This window comes from Nocardia sp. NPDC050408 (assembly GCF_044458905.1).
Lineage (GTDB): Bacteria > Actinomycetota > Actinomycetes > Mycobacteriales > Mycobacteriaceae > Nocardia.
This window is the reverse complement of record NZ_JBITIL010000002.1, coordinates 900,224-920,541: the sequence shown is the minus strand read 5'-3', so window position 1 is coordinate 920,541 and position 20,318 is coordinate 900,224. Positions and strand designations below refer to the sequence as shown.

The following is a 20,318-nucleotide window of genomic DNA, read 5'->3' as shown; positions in this document are numbered from 1 at the left end:
AGGCCATCGGGGTCGCCGTCTGTTCAGACCAGCATTTCGTCGACGTACAACCCGAACGCGCCGCGGCCGCACAGCGCCAGTGACGATTCGACGTCGTTACCGGCGTGGATGCTGCCCGTATGCGCGTCCCGCCAGGCTCTTTCGATCGGATTGCCGCGACGTCGTGACATACCGCCCGCGGCCTGGAAAACCAGATCGATCGCGGTGATCGCACGCTCGGTGCCGCATACCTGATCCCGGCGGCCGCGCAGTCGTAGCTCCATCGAGATGTCCTCGCGGCGGCGCGCCCGCTCGTACAGATCGTGCAGGTTCCGGTGCAGCTGCAGGACGGCGGCGTCGACATCGGATTCGGCACGTGCGACGGCGATCTGCACGGACCGGTCCGTGCTGAGACCGCCGCCGCCGAAACTCGGTCGGTTGAGATTGCGCATGCGCGTGAGGAATTTCTCCAGACAGCCTTCGGCCAAGCCGATCATCGGCGCGGTGACCGAATAGCTGTACATCGTGCCGAACGGCATGCGATACAGCGGGCCGGTATTCAGTTTCTGGCCGGGACCACGACGATGGGTGACGTCGTAATTGCGCGTCGTTCGATATTCCGGGACGAAAATACGATCGATGTGCAGATCATGGCTGCCCGTGCCGCGCAGGCCGACGGCGTCCCACACCCTATCGATGCGGTAGTCCGCGCGCGGTACCAGCGCGGACACGATATCCACCGGATCACCGTTGTCCGCGTAAACAGTGCCGCCGAGTACTGCCCATGACGCATGCGCGCTGCCGGATGCGAAGCGCCAATGTCCACTGAGTTCATAGCCACCTTCGACCGGCGTCAACCGGCCGACCGGCGCATAGGACGGACAGATCAGCGCATTCGGGTTATCGGACCACACCTCGCGTTGTGCGCGTTCGTCGAAAAGCGCCATATGCCACGGAACGACTCCGAGTACCGAGGTCACCCACCCGGTGGAGCCGCAGGTGCCCGCGATCATTCGGACCACGTCGTAGAACTGATTCGGATCGGCCTCCAGGCCGCCGGTCCATTTCGGTTGCAGCAGCCGAAAGACCCCGGTGGCGATCAGGTCCCTCATCGTCTGTTCCGGAATTTCGCCGGTCACGTCGACCTGGGCCGCGCGTTCGGCCAGTTCCGGCAGCAGCCCGTGTACCGCCTCGGCTACATCGTTGTCCATGCGGTAATCCTGCGCCTCGAGCACCGCGTACTCCAGCCGCACACCTCGGATTCGCACGCGGCTGCCGCTCAACGGGATTACCCGCCGTGGCCGCCGCGGCGGCGGTTCGGCCGTCCCGCTCTGCGGAAGTTCGCCGCCAGTCGAATGTGCGGGTCATCACACTGGTGGAGCTTTCGTCCTCTGGACGGAATTGCTCGCGACGAGTGAACAGATCGAAGGAGATCCGTAGATGAAAAAGTCGGTCTATTTCAGATTGCAACGCTGGTCGGCGTGGAGCGGATTCCTGGTTCTCGTACTCATGCTGACCGCCTACGGGGTCGGCCATTTGCTATCACCCATGAGTCCGACGATGAGCCAGGGCGAGATCGTCGACTTCCTCGTGGAAAACCAGCACGGAATTCTGCTGTGTGTGGCCATCATGGTGCTGACGGTGCCATTCGAATATCCGTACGTGGTCGTGACCAGCATGCAGATGAAGCGGGTCGAAGGCGGCTGGGGCTGGCTATCGATGGTCCAGCTGACCACCGGTGTGGTCGCGCCGACCGGTTTCTTCTACCCCTTGGCGATTCTGGCCGCGGCCGCATACCGGCCCGAAAGCCATTCCCCCGATGTGCTGTCCGCGATGACCGACATTTTCTGGCTGATGTATGTGGGCAATGCCTGTATCTTCGTCCTGCAGGTCTGGTCGATCGGATTCGCTTCCTACTTCGACCAGCGCGCCAAGCCGATTTTCCCGCGCTGGTACGCGCACCTGAGCATGCTCCTGGGTGTACTGCTCATCTCGGGCGCCTTCGTATTCCTCAACAAGACCGGCCCGTTCGCGTGGAATGGCATTCTGGCCCAGGGTATTCCGGCGCTCGCCTACCTCGTGTGGAAGGTCGCCACGCCGCTGGTACTGCTGAAGGCGATCAAGGGCGAGGAAGCCGAACTCGCCGAAAAGGACACCGTCGAGGCGGAGCCTGCGACCGCATAACTCTGGTGCAGGCTGCCGGTTTCGTGCGGGTGGCACGAAACCGGCAGGGCACGTCTTCGAAGCCGCGGGGCACGGCATGTTCCTCGGGACAGCACCGGAGGACCGGGAGAGGGCCGGGGAAATCCGCCGATTCGTCGACGAGCGTTGGGCGGGGCGCTGACCCGAAACTGCGCCGGGTCTCGCAATTCTCATTGCGAGACCCTGCCACAGTCGTTGCTGCGCAGCGTAATTCGGCTAGACGGAGAGTGCGAAACCGCCTGTTACGCGGAGCGTTTCGCCCGTGACGAAGGACGCCTTCGACGAGACCAGATAGAGCAGTGCCTCGACGATGTCGCGCTCCTCGCCCTCGCGCTGCAGAATCTGCTGACCCATGACGCGCTCGGCCTCGTCGCGAGCGAGTTCGGCGCGAATGGTCTCGGTGAAGATCAGGCCCGGTGCGATCGCGTTGACGCGAATGCCGTCGGGGGCGAATTCGCGGGCGAAGGACATGGTCAGGCCGCGCACGGCGAGTTTGGAGACGCCGTAGACGGTTCGGTTGGCGTAGGCCGCAGACGACGAGATATTGACGATCGATGCCCCCTCGCGCCCGGTCATCGCCTTGTGCGCCGCCAGGGTGCAGTTGACCACGCCCATAACATTGACATCGAATACCCGCCGGACCTTGGCCAGGCCGAGTTCGGTGAACGGTCTGTTGTATGCGGCGTGCAGGCCCGCATTGTTGACCAGGATGTCGATACCGCCGTGGCGTTCGGCGACCGCGTCGATCATCGCGGCGACGCCGTCTTCGTCGGCGACATCGCAGGCCACGCCGGTCGCATTGCGGCCCTGCGCGATCAGTTCCGCGGCTGCGGATCCGGCGACCTCGCCGTCGATATCGGCGAGCACGACGTGCGCGCCCAGTTCCGACAATGCGGTGCCGAATGCCTTACCGAAGCCGCGGCCACCTCCGGTGATGACCGCGATCTTGCCTTCGTGGTCGGACATCGCGTCCTCCTTCGAACAGGGCACCGTAATGCGATGCCCGACTTGAACTTTCGCGTTCGGAACCGCGATCACTTCGGGGCGAAGCGCTGGCCCGCGTCCAAGCGCAGGCACTGGCCGTTGAGCATGGGGTTGTCGATGATGGCGAGGGCGAGTTTGGCGTACTCCTCCGGACGGCCGAGCCGCTTGGGGAAGGCGGCGTCCTTGACCAATTGCGTCCGCATCTCGTCCGGGATTTTGACGGTTATACCGGTGTCGAACAGGCTGGGCGCGATGGCGAGCACCCGAATGCCGAGGGAGCCGAGATCACGGGCCATGGTGAGACACATACCCGCGATGGCGGCCTTGGCGGCGCCATAGGCGACCTGACCGATCTGGCCTTCGAAGGCCGCGATCGACGAAGTATTGATGATGACGCCGCGTTCGCCGGTCTCCTCGGGATCCTCCGGTTCGTTGCGGCTCATATGCACTGCGGCGAGCCTACTGATGTTGAAGGTCGCGACGGCGTTGAGGTCGAGCACCTGACGGAAGGTCTCGAGGTCGTGCGGACCTTCCTTGCCGAGCGTGCGCTTGGCCTTGCCGCCGCCCGCCGTGGTGATCGAGACATGCAGTCCGCCAAGGGAATCCACCGCATCGGCGAGTGCCTGCTCGGTCGCTGCGAAGTCGGTGATGTCGACGGGGTGGAAGCTGGCGCCGAGTGCGGCGGCGACCTCGGCGCCCGCCGTACCGGGACGGTCGAGCACCGCGACATCGGCGCCGCGCGCCGCAAGCAGTTCGGCACTGGCCCGGCCCATGCCGGAGGCGCCGCCGAATACGACGACCTTCTTGCCCTTGATTTCCATGGAATTCCTTCTCGCTCAGACGGATGCGGGCGACTCTTGCAGCAGAGTGCACAGCCGGTCCCGATGGACGGTGACGCCGCCGTAGAGGACGGCGTCGGTCTCGGCTCGACGCAGGTAGAGATGCAGGTCGTGCTCCCAGGTGAACCCGATGCCACCGTGTAATTGCAGGGCGCGGGCCGTGACCTCCCCGGCAGCGGAGGAGGTATAGGAGGCGGCTACACATGCCGCGCGCACGGCGTCATCGGCTTCGGCGGCCATCGCCGCGTAGTAGGTGGCCGCGCGAGCGCCGTGCACGAACATCGCCATATCGGCGCACGCGTGCTTGACGGCCTGGAAGGTGCCGATCGGACGCCCGAATTGCACGCGGGCCTCGGTATATTCGACGGTGAGTTCCAGCATGCGCGCCATCGCCCCGAGGGCATCGGCGCATCGCAGTACCGAGGCGTAGTCGAGCAGCCATTGCACCTCGGTGGGCCCGACCTCGAGGCGACGCTCGGCCGGAACGCGCACCTGCTCGAGCCGGACTTCGTAGAACGCGCGCGTCAGATCCAGCACCTGCTGGCGCCGCAGGGTGACCCCGGGACTGTCCCGGTCGACGAGGAATGATGTCGGGAGGCCCTCGTGCCGCGCGGTGACCAGCAGCCAGCGGGCGCCGCCCGCATCCTGCACCGCGGTCTTGACTCCGTCGAGAATGAACCCATCCCCGTCGCCCCGGGCTTCGGCGTGTACCCCGTCCAGAGTCCACGGTGCCCGAGGTTCCGCGAAAGCCCAAGTGGCCCAACCGGATCCCTCGGCAAGCGCGGGCAGCGCCTCGGCTCGCAATGCGGGTGAACCCGCGGCGGCGATCGCGGCACCGACGACGGCGGTCGATATGAACGGGCCGCGCCCGAGCCCGCGCCCGATCTCCTCGGCGACGAGTGTCAGCTCGACCAGGCCCTGGCCAGCACCGCCGTACTCCTCGGGTAGAGCCAGGCCGGGCCAACCGAGCTCGGCGGTGAGCCGCCACAGCTGCGGGTCGACGTCTTCGTCGCGTTCCATCCAGTTCCGTAACGTCTCGATCGGCGCCCGGTCCGACAGTAGGTCGCGCGAGGCAGCGCACAACATCGTCTGCTCGTCGCTGAGCTCGAAGTTCATCAGTCACCACCCGATGCCGAAGACATAAACGTCATTGCGAAGGTATCCTTTTTTACATCTCGAGTCGAGATTCACCACGCTTTTCGCCTCGGATCTTTCAGGCGGCGCAGTAATAGAGTACAACGAATTATATGACTGACGCCGTTTTGCTCTCCGCCTGCCGTACCGCCATCGGCACCGCCCGCAAGGGCACCCTGCGCGATACCAGCGCCTTCGATCTCGCCACCGTTGTCGTCCGGGAGGCGGCACAACGCAGCGGCCTGCCGCCGGAGCTGATCGATGACGTCGTGCTCGGCGAATCCGTGGCCGGTGGCGGCGATATCGCCAGGTATGCCGCGATCGAGGCCGGGCTCACGCACGTTCCCGGCTTGGCGCACAACCGGCATTGCGCTTCCGGATTGGCCAGTATCGCGACCGGCGCCGGGAGCGTGCTGGCCGGGATGGATCGTGCGGTGATCGCCGGTGGGACCCAGTCGTTCTCGACCGCTCCCGTTTCGCGGCGGCGGATTCCCGGTACCGACGACTGGCAGGACCCGTGGAGCTCGCCGTCGCACGTGTCGACGCCCGAGGCGCCGAGCAACGATATGGCGATGCTCGTCGGTTGGAATACGGCGCGGCTGGCCGGAGTGTCCCGGGAGGAGATGGACGCCTGGGCTCTCGGGTCGCACGAGCGGGCCGTCGCGGCGATCGATGCCGGCCGGTTTCTCGACGAGATCGTCCCGGTCAAGGTCACCGATCGGGACGGCGGGGTGTCGGTCTTCGACGTCGATGAACATCCGCGCCGCGGTTCCAGCATGGCGAAACTCGCGGCGCTGAAGCCGCTGCATCCGGAGATCGAGGGTTTCTCCATCACCGCCGGTAACTCCAGCGGATTGAACGACGGCGCGGCCGCGGTGGTCGTCGCCAGTTCCGAACTGGCCGCCGAACACGGGCTCGCACCTCTGGCCACGGTGCGGTCGTGGGCCAGCATCGGCGTCGATCCGGTACGCACCGGCCTCGCGCCGATCGATGCGATCCGAAAGGCATTGGACCGGGCCGGAATCGGCATCGGCGATGTCGATCTGTTCGAGATCAACGAGGCCTTCGCGTCGGTGACGGTGGCCGCCGTACGCGAGTTGGGCCTGGATCCCGAGCGGGTCAACCCGTTCGGCAGTGGTTGCAGCCTCGGTCACCCCATCGCGACCACCGGCACCCGAATGGTGGTGACCCTGGCCCACGAGTTGCGCCGCCGCGGCGGCGGCACGGCGGTCGCGGCCATGTGCGCGGGCGGCGGCATGGGTTCGGCACTGGTACTGACGGTCTGAACGCCCGTGATCGAGAGGCAGGACGAAGGACTGGGTGCCGCAGTCGGACGCTGACAGTCTGACTGTCGAAGGCGTAGGTGTTGAAGCGCCGAATGCCGGTGCTAGTGGGTTGGATGCCGGTGGGTTGGACGCCAGTCGGCTAGGTGCTGGTGGGCTGGACGCTGGTGGGCCGGATGTCGGAGGGCTGGATGCCGGTCGGTTGGATGCTGGTGGGTTTGATCCGGGTCGGTCGGATGCCAGTGGGCTGGCCCCTGGTCGGCGAGACGCCAGTGGGCTGGATGCCGGTGAGCTGAACGCTGGTCGGTTGGATGCCGGTGGGTTGGATGCCGGTCGGCTGGTCCCTGGTCGGGGGGACGCCAGTGGGCTGGACGCCGATGCGCTGAATGTCGAAGGGCTGGACTGTCGCTGGGTGGACGGCGTGCTGTGGCTGACCCTGGACCGGCCGCGAGTGCGCAACGCGATGACGATCACCATGCGGCGGGGGCTGATCACGGCGATGCGTGCCGCAGATGCCGATGCGGCGACCCGATTGGTGGTACTCACCGGCACCGATCCGGCATTCTCGGCGGGGATCGATCTGAAGGAGGCGCTGGGCAACGGCGCAGGATCACCGCGCGGCGCACGCACCGACCCGGCGGCGGTCGTGCGCGCGGCCCGTACGCCGGTACTCGGGGTGATCAACGGGTTGCGCTTTACGGGCGCACTGGAATTGGCGCTGTCATGTTCATTCCTCATCGCCTCGGAACACGCGAGTTTCGCCGACACCCATGCCGCGATCGGATTGCCGCCGGGCTGGGGAATGAGCGCACTGCTACCGCGGGCCGTCGGTGTGCGGCTGGCGCGTCAGATGATGCTCACGGGGGAGCGGATCGATGCGACCCGGGCGCTGACGGCGGGGCTGGTGAACGAGGTCCTCCCACATGATCGGCTGCTCGACCGGGCTCGGGAACTCGCGGATCTGATCCGTCTCGCCCATCCGGACGCCGTCGCGGGAACACTCGAACTACTCGCCGACGGAGAAGGCACCAGCCTGGCCCATGCCCTCGCCCTCGAGTCGCGCGCCAAACTCCGCTGGCGCTCAGACGTCATAGACGTAGCCCGCCGCTTCACCTCCCGAACCCGTGCCCAGGGCACGCGAAACAACGACCGAGAATGTACTGGTTGAGTGGCGTTCTCGGCGTTTGCCGCCACCACTACATTCTCGTGAGCCAGTGGGGTGCTTCGCGAGCGAGCACTCTGGTTGTGGCGGCCAGAGTGCTCGCTGTCGGGATGCGGGGGTTCCTGTCTATTTGTTGACAGGTCTTTCCATTTCGGTCACTTCGCCGGTGCGGGCATCGGCGAGCTGATCGTGGTGAAGTACTGCATGGCCGCCATGATCGCGATCGGGGCGGTCACCAGGATTTGCCCGGCCAGGGTGCCCAGCGCACCGATGGCCAAGATCCCGCCGACACAGCCGATGGCCGCGGCAGGAATGAACGCACCGAACAATCCGACGATCGTCGCCGAGGCGACAGTGGCACCGGCGATGCCGCCGAGCACACAGCCGATGGCCCCGCCGGCGATGCCGCCGACCGTGCTGCCGATTGTCGCTCCCATCGTGATGGTGCCCATCATTCGGCCGAATGCGGCCTGTTCCCGGTCGTACTGAGTCTTCCAGGGGGCTTGGTCCTCGAAGGGCAGCGCGACCGGTTTGTACACCGCGTGTTCCCGGTCGAACTGCGGTGTCAACGTCGCGGTACGATCCGTGATCTCCGCAGCGATGGGAAAGACGAAATCGTCTACCCGGAAAGCCAATTCGGCACCGGCGAGGGTGGTCCCATCGGCTGCTTCGATCTTGAATACCCCGTCTTCCACAGCCATCGAACCGGCATCGGTCGTGATGATCGTCGACCTTTCGGTGGCATTCGCCGTGTAGTTCACACCACGGTCGTCGGCCTGTGGTGTGGCGGCCCCGGGGGGTGCGGTAACGGCGAGCGCGGATGCCAGTAACACACCGGCTGCTGCGATCTTCCTCATCCTCTGTTTCTCTTTTCTTTCGGATCCCTCGGACTTCGATGTGGAGGGACGTCTACTTCGGCACGACCTTCAGGTCCGGAATCTGCTCGCCGCAGGCCGGAGCGCCATTGGTGTCCGGGACGAACTTGTCGCCGCGCAGGATCGAGACGAAGGTGCAGTTGCCCGGGGAGCCGACCGAGTAGGAACCCCGGTTCTCGAAATCGGCAGGCTTCGGGAACAATCCACCGGCGGTCCAGGTCTTATCGGTGCGCAGCGCGGACATCAACTGCTCCTGGCTGGCATTGCATCCAGCCTTCTCGAGCCCCTCGATCAGCAGGTCCGCGCTGACCCAGCCGACCGCCATCGAGAAGGACGGGATACCGGTCTCCGAGCCCGCGTATTGCTTCAGTGCCGCCGAAAATGCCCGAGTCGCTTCGGTATTCATCTCCGTCGGTGCGAAGGAGGTCATGAAACCGACGCCCTGGCCCGCCGCGATCGCTGGCGGCGACTTCAGCAGATCGGCCCCGTAGCCGGTGGCCAGCAGCACGGACTTCATCTCGACCCCGGCTTGTCGCAGACCGGTCATGAGCGCGAATCCGGTATCCGGAATGACCGGTGCGTACAGCACATCGGCACCGGATTCCTTGATGCCGAGGACATAGGGGCCGACATCGGTGGTACCGAACGGAATGCGGATGTTGACATAACCGCGGGCGAGCCCGGCGTGCTCGGCCGACAGCGCCGCGCCTTCCGCCGACTTCGTGGCACTGGGGGTGTTGTAGGAGAGCACGGCGACCTTGGTGCCGCCGATCTTCTTCCAGTAGTCACCGAGGGTCGTCGCGGTCTTGTTGTAGTCGGTACCCGCCGTCGCGGCGAAGAGGTTGTCGTACTTCGGGTTGAACCACTGCTCACCGCCGTCGAACCCGGCGCCGAGGAACGGCGTCTTGCTCGCCTGGGTGCCCGCGTACTGCCCCGCGCCGTAGAAGTACGTACTCACCGGCAGCACCGCGTAGACGTGATCCTGTTGCACCAACTTCTGTGCCGCGGTCAACGCGCCCTGCGGTGTGGACTGGTCATCACCCACAACGACGTCGAAGCCACGCGCGGCGCACTTTCCGTTCGCGGCCTGGTAGGCGGCGAAGCGGGCCTTCACCCCGGGCTCGGTACCTGCGTAGTTGGCGGTCGCGGCACCGCTGAGCGAGGTCAGCACCCCCACCTTGACCGGCCCGCTCGTATTGCCCGCGCCGCCGGAGCCGCCGCTGCCGCACGCGGGAACAACAAACATTGCGGCGCATAACCACGCTGCGATCGCACCGACTCTGCGCATCTGCACTCCTCTAGCTATCGCCGGTCCAGCTACGGGTGCCGGACGGCTGTGAGAGCTACAGTGGAGCATATTCAGTACCCTCTGTATCCAATTTTCAGCAAGAATCCGGACAAAATCCTTGACGATGACCCTCTATTAGCGCACTCTTACCCATACCTCCAGAGCGTCGAACTTTTAGGGGCCTCACCGTTGCTCTCCTACGTTCTCGCCGGCTTAGCCCTCGGAGCGATTTACGCAATCGCCGCGGCATCGCTGGTCGTCACCTACGTTTCCTCGGGCGTTTTCAACTTCGCCTTCGGCGCCATGGCCTTCGCCGTCGCCCGCTTCTACTTCTTCCTGCACGTCGAGCACGGGTGGTCGATGCCGATCGCGGCCGTGGTCGCGATCGGGCTGTTCGGCCCGGGTCTCGGTATCGCGCTCTACGCGTTGCTGTTTCGCTATCTGCGACTGCGTTCGCCACTGGTCAAGATCGTCGCGACGATCGGCCTATCCGTCGCTTTGCCGCCGCTGGTCAACCTCGTATTGGGGCATCTGGTGAACACCACGGCACCGGGTCTGGCGCCCCAGCCGCTGCGGATATTCCACGTGTTCGGTGCGGTCGTCGATATGAACCAGGTGATCACCTATACCGGGCTGGCGGTGGTGCTACTCGTCGGCACGGGGCTGCTGCGGTATACCGATATCGGCCTACGTGTTCGGGCCTTGGTCGACTCCGAGGCACTGACCGCTATGTCCGGTGTCAGCCCGACGCGGGTGTCGCTCGGCGTGTGGGCATTCAGTGCACTGTTGGCCGGACTTGCGGGTGTGCTGATCGCCCCGACCTCGGGACTGACGGTCGAGGGCATGACCTCCCTGATGTCGGCCGCCTTCGCGGCGGTGGTCGCGGCGCGGCTGCGCAGTCTGCCCATGGCGGTCTCGGTCGCGCTCGCCATGGGTGTGGTCACCAATGTCATCCAGCGCTACCTCGACCCGCAGAGTCCGTTCTCGGCGCAGATCGTGCCCAGCATCCCGTTCATGTTCATGCTGGTCTTCCTGCTGTACTACGCGGTGCGTGGACAGGCGGGCGATACCACGGCGGGCGGCGCGCTCGATCGCGCGATCCGCACGGCGAATGCCGGAGCACCCAGCGCCTCGGTCGGATCACGCACCGGGCGGACCCGACCGACAGCCGCACTTGTCGCAGCCGTGATCACGTTGATCATCGTTGCGGTACTGCCCCTGGTACTCGAGGACTTCTGGGCCGGTCTGGTCGGTGCGGGTATCGCGCTCGCGATCGCGCTGCTGTCCTTCACGCTGGTCACCGGTGAGGGCGGCATGATCTGGCTGTGTCAGATCACCTTCGCCGGACTGGGCGCGATCTTCGCCGCCGATCTGACCACGAACTCCGGATGGTCGCCGCTGGTGGCGGTTCTGGTCAGCGCGCTGTGCATCGTGCCGATCGGTGTGATCCTCGGATTGCTCACGATCCGTTTGGGCAACCTTTACGTCGCCCTGGTCACGCTGACCTTCGGCCTGCTCGCCCAGAACCTGATCTTCATGCGGGATCGGTTCTACAACTCCGGCCAGGGCATCTATATGCCGCGTCCCGAATGGGCCACGGACAACGCGACATTCGCGCTGCTCGCGCTGGTGGTGTTCGTCGGGCTGGGTCTGCTCGTGGTCAATCTGCGGCGTTCGACCGCGGGACTCGCGGTGACCGCGGTCCGGTGGAGCGAGCCCGGTTCGCGCACACTGGGCTTGAGCATTCTTCCGGTCAAGGTGCTGGTATCGGCGCTGGCCACCTTCGTCGCCGCGATCGGTGGCGGCTTCCTCGCGCTGAATTACCAGTCGGCACTGCCCGATTCGTTCAATGCGTTCACCGGCCTGGTGTGGCTGGCCGTCCTGGTCACCCTGGGCTCGCGGTCGATCATGGGCGCACTGGTCGCGGGAGTGGCTTTCGCCGTGCTGCCCAGCGTATTCCAGACCTACCTGCCGACGAGCTGGGCCGAGATTCCGGTCATTATGTTCGGTTTCGGTGCGATCATGCTCGCCCGCAATCCGGACGGGATCGTCGCCATGCACGCGCGCCAGCTCGACGATGTCATCCGGTGGTGGCAGCACCGACGGCCTGTCACGAGTTCTGAGATGGGAAAGGCAACAACAGATTCCGACACGACAGCGGCTGCGAACGTGCGTGTCGAGGAACCACAACTGACCCCGGGAGAGCTGGCATGAGCGAGCGAAGCGAGCGATCATTCAACACGGCCGCCAACGCGGTCATGCCGGAACCGAGCGTCAGCGAGGTGCGGGCATGACCGCGACCACCGATAGCACCCCAGCGCGAATCGAGGCCAAGGGCGTGACCGTCCGCTTCGGCGGACTCGTCGCCCTCGATGACGTCGACCTGCGGGTCCCACCTGCCTCCATCGTCGGTCTCGTCGGCCCCAACGGCGCGGGTAAGAGCACCTTGTTCGCGGTGCTGTCCGGACTGTTGAAACCGAGCTCCGGTTCGGTCCTGATGGACGGTCACGATGTCACCAAGGCGAGTGCGCAGTCGCGCGCCCGACGCGGCCTCGCCCGCACCTTCCAGCATCCGGAACTGTTTCCCGGACTGACCGTCCGCGAACACGTGGTGCTCGGCTACCGGCTCCGGCACGCCCGCAGCCGGATGTGGACCGACCTCGTGACGGCGGGCGGTTTCCGCCGAGCCCCCGCCGACGAGGACCGGCGGGTCGGCGAGATCCTCGCCGCCCTGCAGCTGACCGGGCACGCCGATCTGCCGGTGGCCGGACTGCCGCTGGGCACCAGTCGGCTCGTCGAGATCGCCAGGGCGCTGGCCGTAGATCCGTATGTGCTACTGCTCGACGAGCCGTCGTCCGGGCTCGACGCCCGCGAAACCGATGAGCTCGCAGGCACATTCACTCGTGTTGTCGCCGATCACGGTGTATCGCTGCTGCTGGTCGAGCACGATGTCGATCTGGTGCTCGGGCTCAGCGATGTCGTCCATGTGCTCGATTTCGGCGTCAAGATCAGCGAAGGCACCCCAGCCGAGGTCCGCGCGGATCCGGCCGTGCGCGCCGCATATCTGGGCGAGGGCCCCGACGAGGAAAGGACCTCGGCATGACCACAACGTCTTCCCTGCTCGCCGTCCGCGATCTGAGTGTTCGCTACGGCGCCGCGCGCGCACTGCAGGGCGTGACCTTGGACGTGCACCCGAACAGCGCCCTCGCCGTGCTCGGTCCCAACGGTTCCGGAAAAAGCACCCTGGCCAGGGCTCTTTCCGGGCTCGTTGCACCGGCGGGCGGAACCGTCGAGCTCGACGGCCGCGAAATCACCGGTGCGACACCGGACCGGATCCGGCGCGCGGGCCTCGTGCATCTGCCCGAAGGGCGCGGCGTATTCCCGACCCTGACCGTGCTGGAGAATCTGCGCATGGCCACCGCGGCCGACCGGCGGCGCAGGGCCGTGGCCATCGATCATGCCTTCGAGATCTTTCCCGTGCTGCGGCAACGGCAGCGTCAGGCCGCGGGGACCCTGTCCGGCGGCGAACAGCAGATGCTGTCGCTGGCCAGGGCGCTGATGGTCGAACCGCGGTTGGTGATCGCCGACGAGATGTCGCTCGGTCTGGCGCCGAAGATGGTCGATGTGGTCTTCGAGAGCCTGCAGCGGGCCAGGGCAGCCGGTGTCGCGGTGATCATGATCGAGCAGTTCGCCAGTCGCGCACTGGCTTTCGCCGACCACTGCATCATCCTGCAGCGCGGCCGGATCGCCTGGTCGGGTGCCGCCGACGAAGCCGGTGACGAACTGCTGCGCGGCTATCTCGGTGACGCCACCGCGGCCTGAGGTATTCGAAAAAGGGACCCAGTTGCCTTGGCCTCCGTCGGATCACGCCGCTTCGATGACGGACCGCCTCATAGCACAGGAATTCGATGCCCAGGGAGATGGCCGGCCCGTTCCAGGTGACGATGATGCCGCCGAAGCCGTAGCGCGGGTAATGCGCAGCGAAGACTTGAAAGAAGGTGTTGCCGCATTCCTGGAAAAGCGCCCACCGCAGTGGCGGGGGCGCTGACCAGTCAGGCGACGTCGACCGGGGCCTTCTTCACGCTCTTGTCGAAGCCCACGACATCGGCCAGAGTGCCGCCGAGGATGATCGCCCGCTCGTCGTCGGGGACCCCGTCGAAGTTGAAGTCGATGCATTCCTTGCTACTGCGGAAGGTGCCTTCCGCGTGTGGATAGTCGTTGCCCCAGATGACGGTCGACATTCCGGTGATGTGGCGGGCCTTGACGGCCACCGGGTCGTCGGCGAACTGCACATGGATCTGACGTTGGAGGTATTCGCTGGGCGCGAGCGGGTAGGGCCATTTCCCGTTGATGGCGAACAGTCGTCCCATGGTCGGCTGGTCGTTCGGCGGACGGGTGTCGTCCCAGAACCCGAGCCACCAGTCGGCGTCCTGGCCGATGCCGGTCCGCCAGGACTTGTCCATCATGCCCATGAACGAGACCAGCCAACCGGCCCCGAACTCGGTCAGGTTGAAGTGCAGGTCAGGGAACCGTTCACAGACACCGCCACCGATGAGGGATGCGATGATGGCCTGCGGGCTGGCCGATGCGGTGTTCCCGCCGCCCATGGTCCGGCCCGCGACCATATCGTCGGTGAGCTGTCCCTTGCCCATATTCATGGCCGTCATCAGGCCCTTGACGGTGGTCGCCGTTTCCGACACCGACTCCTTGACCATCACCCCGCCGGTGGCGACGTGGAAGAACACCGGCAACCCGTGCGCCTGCGCGGCCGCCCACACCGGGTCGTACTCCCGTGACCAGTAGGGCAGCGGCGGGATCTCCGGCAGTAGCAGGGCGCCCAACCCCATGCGCGCACATCGCTCGATCTCGGCAACCGCATCTGGAACGTTGGTGAGCGGGATCGCCGCCGTCGGGCGCATCCGGTCCTTGTACGGGAGATACCGTTCGACGAGATAGTCGTTCCAGGCCCGCGCGTGCGCCATCGACAACTCGTGGTCATCGGTGAACAGGACGAACAGCGACAGGTTCGGGAACATCACCGAGGCGTCGACGCCATCGAGATCCATATCCCGGATGATGTTCTCCGGCTCGCCGTCCGGTGTTCGCCCGCCGAGCTGGCGGTACTTGGAGATGGTCCAGCCGTCGAACCCGACGGTGTGCAGTTTCTTGAACTCGGTGTGCCCGCCCGCCACGATCGGTTCGTCGAGGGTGAACTCCTCCTCCCAGAGGGCGCGGTCCCGAAGATGTTTGGGCAGCCGGGTTTTGAACAGGTCGACCGGCTCGATGATGTGCGTATCGCCCGATACGACGAAGAAATCCGACACGTTGACACCTTGCTTTCTTGACAGTTCCGCGCACCGGGCGCGATTAGGAACTTTGCCTCATTAATGAGACTGAGTGTCAGACTAGCGCGAAAGATTCAGTTATGTCACGAAATTGCAAAGGGTAGCGTCATGCCCATGAGCGGAACCAAGCGCACGAGACTGATCGCCCGCGCCGCAGTGCGAGCCGACCTCGCACAGGTCGCCTATGAACTGACCCGTGAGCGGGGGTTCCACAACGTCACCGTGGATGACATGGCCGCAGCTGCCGGGGTATCCCGCAGCACTCTCCTGCGATATTTCGGCAGCAAGGAGGAAGCGGTGCTGAGCGCCTTCGACGCACACGCCGACCGGTTCGCGGACGCGCTACGTGCCCGGCCCGCCGAAGAGGACGACTGGACGGCGCTGCGCCGGGCATTGGCCGGGGTCACCGAGTTCTATCTGGAGGACCCGGTTGCCGCGCTCGCCATGACGCGACTCATCTTCGATACCCCGGAGTTGTCCGGGCGGCAGTTGGAAAAACAGCACAGTTGGCGACCCGCCCTCACCGCTGCGCTGGCCGAGCGGGCGGGCGTGTCGGGACCCGTCCCCATCGCGGTGGAGATCAAGGTCGCCGCTGCGACGAGTTGCCTGAATATCGCTGTCGAGCGCTGGTCGGCGTCCGATGGCGAACTCGATCTGGCGCAGTTGCTCGATGAAGCTTTCGACGCGCTCTCGTCAGTGCGCAACGGGCGCGTCCACTAGTGAATCGGCGGGGTCGCCCGCTCAGGGGTGACCCCGCCGAAGGGTGGTCAGATGATGGAACCGACGTCTTGCGCCACGATGTGGTCGAGTGCGCGTTCGGCGACGGCGGCGATGGTCATCGATGGGTTGCAGGCAGCGCTGTTGCCCGGGATCAGCGCACCGTCGAGCACATAGAGTCCGCGCTGCCCGTGCACGCGGCCTTCCAGATCGCAGACCGGGCCCATATTCGCACCACCGAGCGGGTGCCAGGTGGACGGGGCCGCCAGGTTCGTATCGCCGAGAACGCTTGCCGGGCCGGCGATCTTCTGCACTAGCGGACCGATGGTGCCGTTCTGGATCACCGCGTCCCCGTCCTTGGGCCAACGCAGCACGGCCTCGTCCTTGCCCGAGTCGTAGACGAAGCGTCCGCGGGCATTGCTGACGCCGTAGCCGACGAGCATGGTGGTTCGCGCATCAATGCCCGCAGGCGGGATCGATGCCTGGATGACCGTGGCGGCTTTCGTGGGATCGTCCCAGTTCAGGCTGCCGTAGACGACCGGTCCGCCCTGCGGGTAGCCGAGATCGCTGTCCAGGCAGGTCCAGGTGTAGATGCGGTCGGCGTTGGTGCCCCAACCGCTGCCGAGTCCGTCCGGCAGATCCGGGATGGTTCCCTTAGCCTTGGCTCGCACCAGCAGTCTGGTGGTGTTGAGGCTTCCGGCGGCCATGACCAGTGTGCCCGCGGTGAGGATCTTGTTCTCCAGCACCGTGCCGGAGGAGTCGGTCCGGTCGACGTAGACGGTCCACCGTCCGTCCCTGGCGCGTTCGACCGCGGTGACGTGGTGGAGTATTTCGACCTGCACCCGGCCGGTGGACTCCGCCGCGGCGATATAGGTGACGTCGACGGAGTGTTTTCCGCCGTTGTTCACGCCGAGCGCACCGTCACCGTTGGTATAGGAGGGCTTCATCTCGCCACGGAGTTCGGCGAGCGCGTAATTCCAGTCGATCGGCATCGGAATCTTCGACACCGGCAAACCGGCCTTGCGTACATGCTGTTCGAAGACCCGGACGGCCTGATAGTTCGGACTGGCGATCAGTTCGTCCGGGGCGACCGCGAGCTGCAACATCTGCGCGACGCGCGGATAGTGGACCCGGTTCATTGTCGGCCAATCCAAGCCGTCCGGGAACTGCGTGGCGAATGCAGCCTGCGATGGCTGCAGCGACATGCCTTGGTACACAAGCGATCCGCCGCCGACACCGGCCGCGCACAGCGCCGTCATATTGTCACCTGACACCGTCTCGAGCAGTCCGGCGTAGGGGTCGAACGCCACCGGCTTACCGAACAGCTCCGGCGCGGACTCGTACCAGAGAATGCGCTTATCCGGCGACGTGGCATGCGGGAACGTCTCCGCGTTCGGGCCTGTCGGCCAGCGTAATCCGCGCTCCAGCATCAAGACCGGAACTCCGGCCTGGGCTAGGCGCAGCGCGGTGACGCCGCCGCCGAATCCCGTCCCGATCACGATGACCCGATGGTCTTCGCGGACGAGCGGGACACTCCTCATATTTGTCGCGATACCGCTGCCGCCGGCGGCAATTCCCGTACCCGCCAATGCGACTGCGGCACCGGCGGCGCCACCGAGAAACGACCGGCGCGTGAATGCGGACATGTTTGATCGACCTCCTGATCGCGGTGATCGGATCGGATCCCCGCGGGGATGTTGAGAGCAAGGAATACCGGCCCGCGCGGCAGTGGATTTCGCGCGCGGGGTGTCGGGGGAACTCCCGGCGGCGAATCCGGCGGGACGTTGAGAGGAGGAATACCGGCCCGCGGCAGTGGATTTCGCGCGCGCGGGGGTTCGGGGGACCTCCCGCGGATGTCGGTGAGTGCAGGGAGTTGACGACATCCGCGGGAGGTCTGGCCCGCCGACCGGACGTGGGCTCGATGGGTGACGGCCGTCGGCGGGGGATCGGGTGTTGCGGGAGTGGGTTATTCGGCGTGGTCGGCGCCGCCACGCGCCGCTGCCCGGCCATGCCGCAGCATCACCGCCAGGACCAGTGCGATCACAGCGGTGCCCAGTGCTAGCCAGAAAGTCTGGGTGTAGCCGCTGTCGCCGAACACCTGCGGTATCGGCTGGACGACGTGGTTGCCCATGACGTCGATGCTCGCCTTGATCGGATTGTTGTTGAGCAAGGCAGTGACAACCGCGAGGGAGACCGACGTGCCGAGGTTGATGGTGACACCGAGCATGCCGGTACTGATGCCTTGCTGTTCCTGCGGTACCGCGTCGACGACGAGATTGGCCACGGCGGCGTAGAAGAAGCCGAACCCGATCCCGGACAGCGCGTAGAACACCGAATAGGTGGCCCAGCTGTAGTCGACCAGGAGGTAGCCAACCCCCGCGACCACGTTGACGGCGAAGCCCAAGATCGCCGGAATGCGGGCGCCGTATCGGTGCGCCAGCCAGCCGCCGAGTGGGCCGGCGATGACGGCGACGAGCCCGGCCCAGAGTCCGACGTGCAGCGCGTACTGCAACATGGTGAAGCCGTTGCCGTAGCTGTAGCTGGGATCGAGGACCACCTTCACCATGTCGACCGGGAGCGTGGCTCCGGTCATCTCATGGGCTTTGGCCACGACACCCTGTGCGACCTGGTCGCGCAGCCCGTCGGCATTCGGGGTCTGGGTCATGTACGCCAGCGTCAGCGGCTGTATCGCGATGATGCCGACACCGAAGAAGGACATCAGCAGCACCATGCTGACCTTGGGGTTCAACAACAGCCGCAGGTCGACCATCGGGCGGCTCACCCGGGTTTCCACCACGAAGAAAAGTGCCAGCAGCAGCAGTCCGCCAACCAGCCAGGCGATGCTGGTTGCGCGGCCCCAACCCCAGCTTTGGCCGTTGTCCAGGTAGAGCAGAACCAGCAGCGTACCGGCGGACAGCAGCACCGCGCCGAAGGGATCGATCCGATCGCGTACCCGCAGCTTCGATTCCGGGACTACGAGCATGACGAGCAGCGTCATCACGGCGGTGAAACCGCCCAGACCCCAGAACAGCGACCGCCAGGAGAAGTGGTCGAGCATCACACCGCCGATCACCGGCGCTATCGCAGCGGCAATACCGATCCCGGCGCCGACGAAGCCGAGCGCGGTCGCCACGAACCGCCGCGGCATCAGATCCCGGATCAGGCCGAAGGCAATGAACTGGCTGGCGACGGCGAACGCCTGCAGACCACGTCCGATCAGGAACAGCGTCCAGTTGTCGGTGACCGCATCGATCAACGAGCCGACGACGAACAGCACGCCGCACGCCACGAACAGCCGCTTCTTGCCCCAGATGTCGCTCATCTTGCCCAGCAGCGGTGTCGCGGAGGCACCGACCAGGCCGATCAAGATGACCACCCAGTTGATGTTGGCCCCGACGTCGGGGAAGGTGGCGCTCATATCGTGCAGTGCCGGGGTGATCATCGTGTACTGAACGGGGACGACTTCGGTCATCAGCACGATGAGCGCGAGCACCGCGTAGATGCGAAGTCGCGAGGCGTTCTCGAGCCGACCGGTGTCGACGGCGACGTCGACTTCATCCGGTGGAGGAGTGGTGGTAGCGGACATAGAACGCTCCAGGGGGAGAAACGATGAGATGGGAGTCACATGAGGTGGCTCTTGGCGGCGGACGATATGAGCTCGCATCCGTCGTCCGCGCATTCGTCCTACTCACCGGAAATTCGTGCATATCCGTGCGGCGACCTTTGGTGATGCGGTCGAGACCGGGGCGCGGCGGTAGTGGTTGTCGCCCTCAGCGGTGTCGCGCCGATGAGCTACGAGCGCGCTTTGCCCGCTGAGCGGAACAACGGATATGCGATGCGTCATCGAGGGCTTTCATGTGTCTCCCAACACACCCCCTTCACAAGGACGCACTATGACCCATCTGTTCGTTCGCCGTGTACTGGCCACCGCCGGGGCCATGGCAGTGGTTTCGGCGACTGTTATCGGTTGTTCCAGCTCGAATGACGACTCCGCCAGCACCACCACGACGGCGACGAGCGCCGCGGCGGCGCAGGCCACGTCCGCGCAGGCCGATTCGAACGACCCGGCGGTCAAGGAAATCACCGACGTCTTCGTCGCATTCTTCGACGGGAAGACCCCCGCCGACACGAAAGCCGGTCTCGTGGAGAATGGTTCGACCTTCGCCCCGACGCTCGCGGCGCAGGCGAGCAGTCCGATGGCCGCCGGTTCCACGGCAACGGTGTCCAATGTGAAACTCGACGACAGCACGCATGCCTCGGTCACCTACACCGTCCTGATCAACGGCAACCCGGCCCTGCCGAATCAGGCGGGCAAGGCCATCAGCGTCGACGGGAAGTGGAAGGTCGCCGCGGCGACCTTCTGCGGTCTGCTGAAGTTGCAGGGCGGCGCTCCGGCCAGCTGTTGATCGCCGCGATACGGGTCGGTAACTCGGTTTCTACTGAGTGAGACGGCGACCCGCGAAATTCGTGCGGTCAATAGCATCGGCCATGAGCGCAGCGCCTGGTGAAA

At 65.6% G+C, this 20,318-nt stretch carries 17 protein-coding genes; 8 read left to right on the top strand and 9 right to left on the bottom strand.

Annotated elements, in window-relative coordinates:
* Positions 1-23: 23 nt before the first annotated feature.
* Entirely contained in the window at positions 24-1,190 is a 1,167-nt protein-coding gene (gene hsaA / locus ACIBJI_RS09010) for a 3-hydroxy-9,10-secoandrosta-1,3,5(10)-triene-9,17-dione monooxygenase oxygenase subunit (RefSeq protein ID WP_364343087.1), read from the bottom strand.
* Positions 1,191-1,419: 229 nt separating this feature from the next.
* On the opposite strand from hsaA, the gene ACIBJI_RS09005 reads away from it, so the two are divergent.
* Complete coding sequence (locus ACIBJI_RS09005; RefSeq protein ID WP_364342670.1) at positions 1,420-2,163, top strand: hypothetical protein; 744 nt, start codon at positions 1,420-1,422, stop codon at positions 2,161-2,163.
* A 234-nt stretch (positions 2,164-2,397) separates the two neighbouring features.
* On the opposite strand, the gene ACIBJI_RS09000 is transcribed toward ACIBJI_RS09005, so the two are convergent.
* The 3 genes from ACIBJI_RS09000 to ACIBJI_RS08990 all read right to left on the bottom strand — a co-directional run bounded on the left by ACIBJI_RS09000 (position 2,398) and on the right by ACIBJI_RS08990 (position 5,120).
* Positions 2,398-3,147 (bottom strand): glucose 1-dehydrogenase, encoded by a 750-nt coding sequence (locus ACIBJI_RS09000; RefSeq protein ID WP_364342667.1) that lies wholly within the window; start codon positions 3,145-3,147, stop codon positions 2,398-2,400.
* Between the two features lie 68 nt (positions 3,148-3,215).
* On the bottom strand, positions 3,216-3,986 hold the full coding sequence (locus tag ACIBJI_RS08995; protein ID WP_364342664.1) for an SDR family NAD(P)-dependent oxidoreductase: 771 nt from the start codon (positions 3,984-3,986) through the stop codon (positions 3,216-3,218).
* 15 nt (positions 3,987-4,001) lie between these two features.
* The gene (locus ACIBJI_RS08990) at positions 4,002-5,120 is read right to left on the bottom strand and encodes an acyl-CoA dehydrogenase family protein (RefSeq protein ID WP_364342661.1); all 1,119 of its coding nucleotides are present in this window, start codon (positions 5,118-5,120) and stop codon (positions 4,002-4,004) included.
* Positions 5,121-5,251: 131 nt separating this feature from the next.
* On the opposite strand from ACIBJI_RS08990, the gene ACIBJI_RS08985 reads away from it, so the two are divergent.
* A complete protein-coding gene (locus tag ACIBJI_RS08985) occupies positions 5,252-6,424 on the top strand; it encodes a thiolase family protein (protein WP_364342658.1) in 1,173 nt (390 codons plus the stop codon).
* Positions 6,425-6,458: 34 nt separating this feature from the next.
* Positions 6,459-7,589, top strand: coding sequence for an enoyl-CoA hydratase-related protein (locus tag ACIBJI_RS08980; protein ID WP_397083590.1), 1,131 nt, complete (start codon positions 6,459-6,461; stop codon positions 7,587-7,589).
* Positions 7,590-7,738: 149 nt separating this feature from the next.
* Here ACIBJI_RS08980 and ACIBJI_RS08975 read toward each other — a convergent pair whose 3' ends face one another.
* On the bottom strand, positions 7,739-8,440 hold the full coding sequence (locus tag ACIBJI_RS08975) for a hypothetical protein (RefSeq protein ID WP_397083588.1): 702 nt from the start codon (positions 8,438-8,440) through the stop codon (positions 7,739-7,741).
* A gap of 52 nt (positions 8,441-8,492) precedes the next feature.
* Positions 8,493-9,746, bottom strand: coding sequence for an ABC transporter substrate-binding protein (locus ACIBJI_RS08970; protein ID WP_397083586.1), 1,254 nt, complete (start codon positions 9,744-9,746; stop codon positions 8,493-8,495).
* Positions 9,747-9,935: 189 nt separating this feature from the next.
* On the opposite strand from ACIBJI_RS08970, the gene ACIBJI_RS08965 reads away from it, so the two are divergent.
* The 3 genes from ACIBJI_RS08965 (at position 9,936) to ACIBJI_RS08955 (ending at position 13,568) form a co-directional block, all read left to right on the top strand.
* Positions 9,936-11,960, top strand: coding sequence for an ABC transporter permease (locus ACIBJI_RS08965; protein ID WP_397083584.1), 2,025 nt, complete (start codon positions 9,936-9,938; stop codon positions 11,958-11,960).
* Between the two features lie 76 nt (positions 11,961-12,036).
* The gene (locus ACIBJI_RS08960; protein WP_397083582.1) at positions 12,037-12,849 is read left to right on the top strand and encodes an ABC transporter ATP-binding protein; all 813 of its coding nucleotides are present in this window, start codon (positions 12,037-12,039) and stop codon (positions 12,847-12,849) included.
* On the top strand, positions 12,846-13,568 hold the full coding sequence (locus ACIBJI_RS08955) for an ABC transporter ATP-binding protein (RefSeq protein WP_397083580.1): 723 nt from the start codon (positions 12,846-12,848) through the stop codon (positions 13,566-13,568). The genes ACIBJI_RS08960 and ACIBJI_RS08955 overlap by 4 nt, the downstream gene beginning before the upstream one ends.
* A gap of 230 nt (positions 13,569-13,798) precedes the next feature.
* On the opposite strand, the gene ACIBJI_RS08950 is transcribed toward ACIBJI_RS08955, so the two are convergent.
* Positions 13,799-15,070: an amidohydrolase family protein gene (locus tag ACIBJI_RS08950; RefSeq protein ID WP_397083578.1), complete on the bottom strand. Its 1,272-nt coding sequence runs from the start codon at positions 15,068-15,070 to the stop codon at positions 13,799-13,801.
* Positions 15,071-15,205: 135 nt separating this feature from the next.
* Here ACIBJI_RS08950 and ACIBJI_RS08945 point away from each other — a divergent pair, with 135 nt between their 5' ends.
* Positions 15,206-15,811, top strand: a complete 606-nt coding sequence (locus ACIBJI_RS08945; RefSeq protein ID WP_364342634.1) for a TetR family transcriptional regulator — start codon at positions 15,206-15,208, stop codon at positions 15,809-15,811.
* Positions 15,812-15,858: 47 nt separating this feature from the next.
* Here the strand turns inward: ACIBJI_RS08945 and ACIBJI_RS08940 are convergent, their stop codons facing one another.
* Entirely contained in the window at positions 15,859-17,454 is a 1,596-nt protein-coding gene (locus ACIBJI_RS08940; protein ID WP_397083576.1) for a GMC oxidoreductase, read from the bottom strand.
* Between the two features lie 320 nt (positions 17,455-17,774).
* The gene (locus tag ACIBJI_RS08935) at positions 17,775-19,394 is read right to left on the bottom strand and encodes an MFS transporter (protein ID WP_364342628.1); all 1,620 of its coding nucleotides are present in this window, start codon (positions 19,392-19,394) and stop codon (positions 17,775-17,777) included.
* Positions 19,395-19,701: 307 nt separating this feature from the next.
* On the opposite strand from ACIBJI_RS08935, the gene ACIBJI_RS08930 reads away from it, so the two are divergent.
* A complete protein-coding gene (locus ACIBJI_RS08930) occupies positions 19,702-20,214 on the top strand; it encodes a hypothetical protein (RefSeq protein WP_364342625.1) in 513 nt (170 codons plus the stop codon).
* Positions 20,215-20,318 lie beyond the last annotated feature (104 nt).

Bases quoted from the DNA above. Each gene is read 5' to 3' on its own strand.
- hsaA (WP_364343087.1), bottom strand. From the start codon at position 1,190: ATGGACAACGATGTAGCCGAGGCGGTACACGGGCTGCTGCCGGAACTG.
- ACIBJI_RS09005 (WP_364342670.1), top strand. From the start codon at position 1,420: ATGAAAAAGTCGGTCTATTTCAGATTGCAACGCTGGTCGGCGTGGAGC.
- ACIBJI_RS09000 (WP_364342667.1), bottom strand. From the start codon at position 3,147: ATGTCCGACCACGAAGGCAAGATCGCGGTCATCACCGGAGGTGGCCGC.
- ACIBJI_RS08995 (WP_364342664.1), bottom strand. From the start codon at position 3,986: ATGGAAATCAAGGGCAAGAAGGTCGTCGTATTCGGCGGCGCCTCCGGC.
- ACIBJI_RS08990 (WP_364342661.1), bottom strand. From the start codon at position 5,120: ATGAACTTCGAGCTCAGCGACGAGCAGACGATGTTGTGCGCTGCCTCG.
- ACIBJI_RS08985 (WP_364342658.1), top strand. From the start codon at position 5,252: ATGACTGACGCCGTTTTGCTCTCCGCCTGCCGTACCGCCATCGGCACC.
- ACIBJI_RS08975 (WP_397083588.1), bottom strand. From the start codon at position 8,440: ATGAGGAAGATCGCAGCAGCCGGTGTGTTACTGGCATCCGCGCTCGCC.
- ACIBJI_RS08970 (WP_397083586.1), bottom strand. From the start codon at position 9,746: ATGCGCAGAGTCGGTGCGATCGCAGCGTGGTTATGCGCCGCAATGTTT.
- ACIBJI_RS08960 (WP_397083582.1), top strand. From the start codon at position 12,037: ATGACCGCGACCACCGATAGCACCCCAGCGCGAATCGAGGCCAAGGGC.
- ACIBJI_RS08955 (WP_397083580.1), top strand. From the start codon at position 12,846: ATGACCACAACGTCTTCCCTGCTCGCCGTCCGCGATCTGAGTGTTCGC.
- ACIBJI_RS08945 (WP_364342634.1), top strand. From the start codon at position 15,206: ATGAGCGGAACCAAGCGCACGAGACTGATCGCCCGCGCCGCAGTGCGA.
- ACIBJI_RS08940 (WP_397083576.1), bottom strand. From the start codon at position 17,454: ATGTCCGCATTCACGCGCCGGTCGTTTCTCGGTGGCGCCGCCGGTGCC.
- ACIBJI_RS08935 (WP_364342628.1), bottom strand. From the start codon at position 19,394: ATGTCCGCTACCACCACTCCTCCACCGGATGAAGTCGACGTCGCCGTC.
- ACIBJI_RS08930 (WP_364342625.1), top strand. From the start codon at position 19,702: ATGACCCATCTGTTCGTTCGCCGTGTACTGGCCACCGCCGGGGCCATG.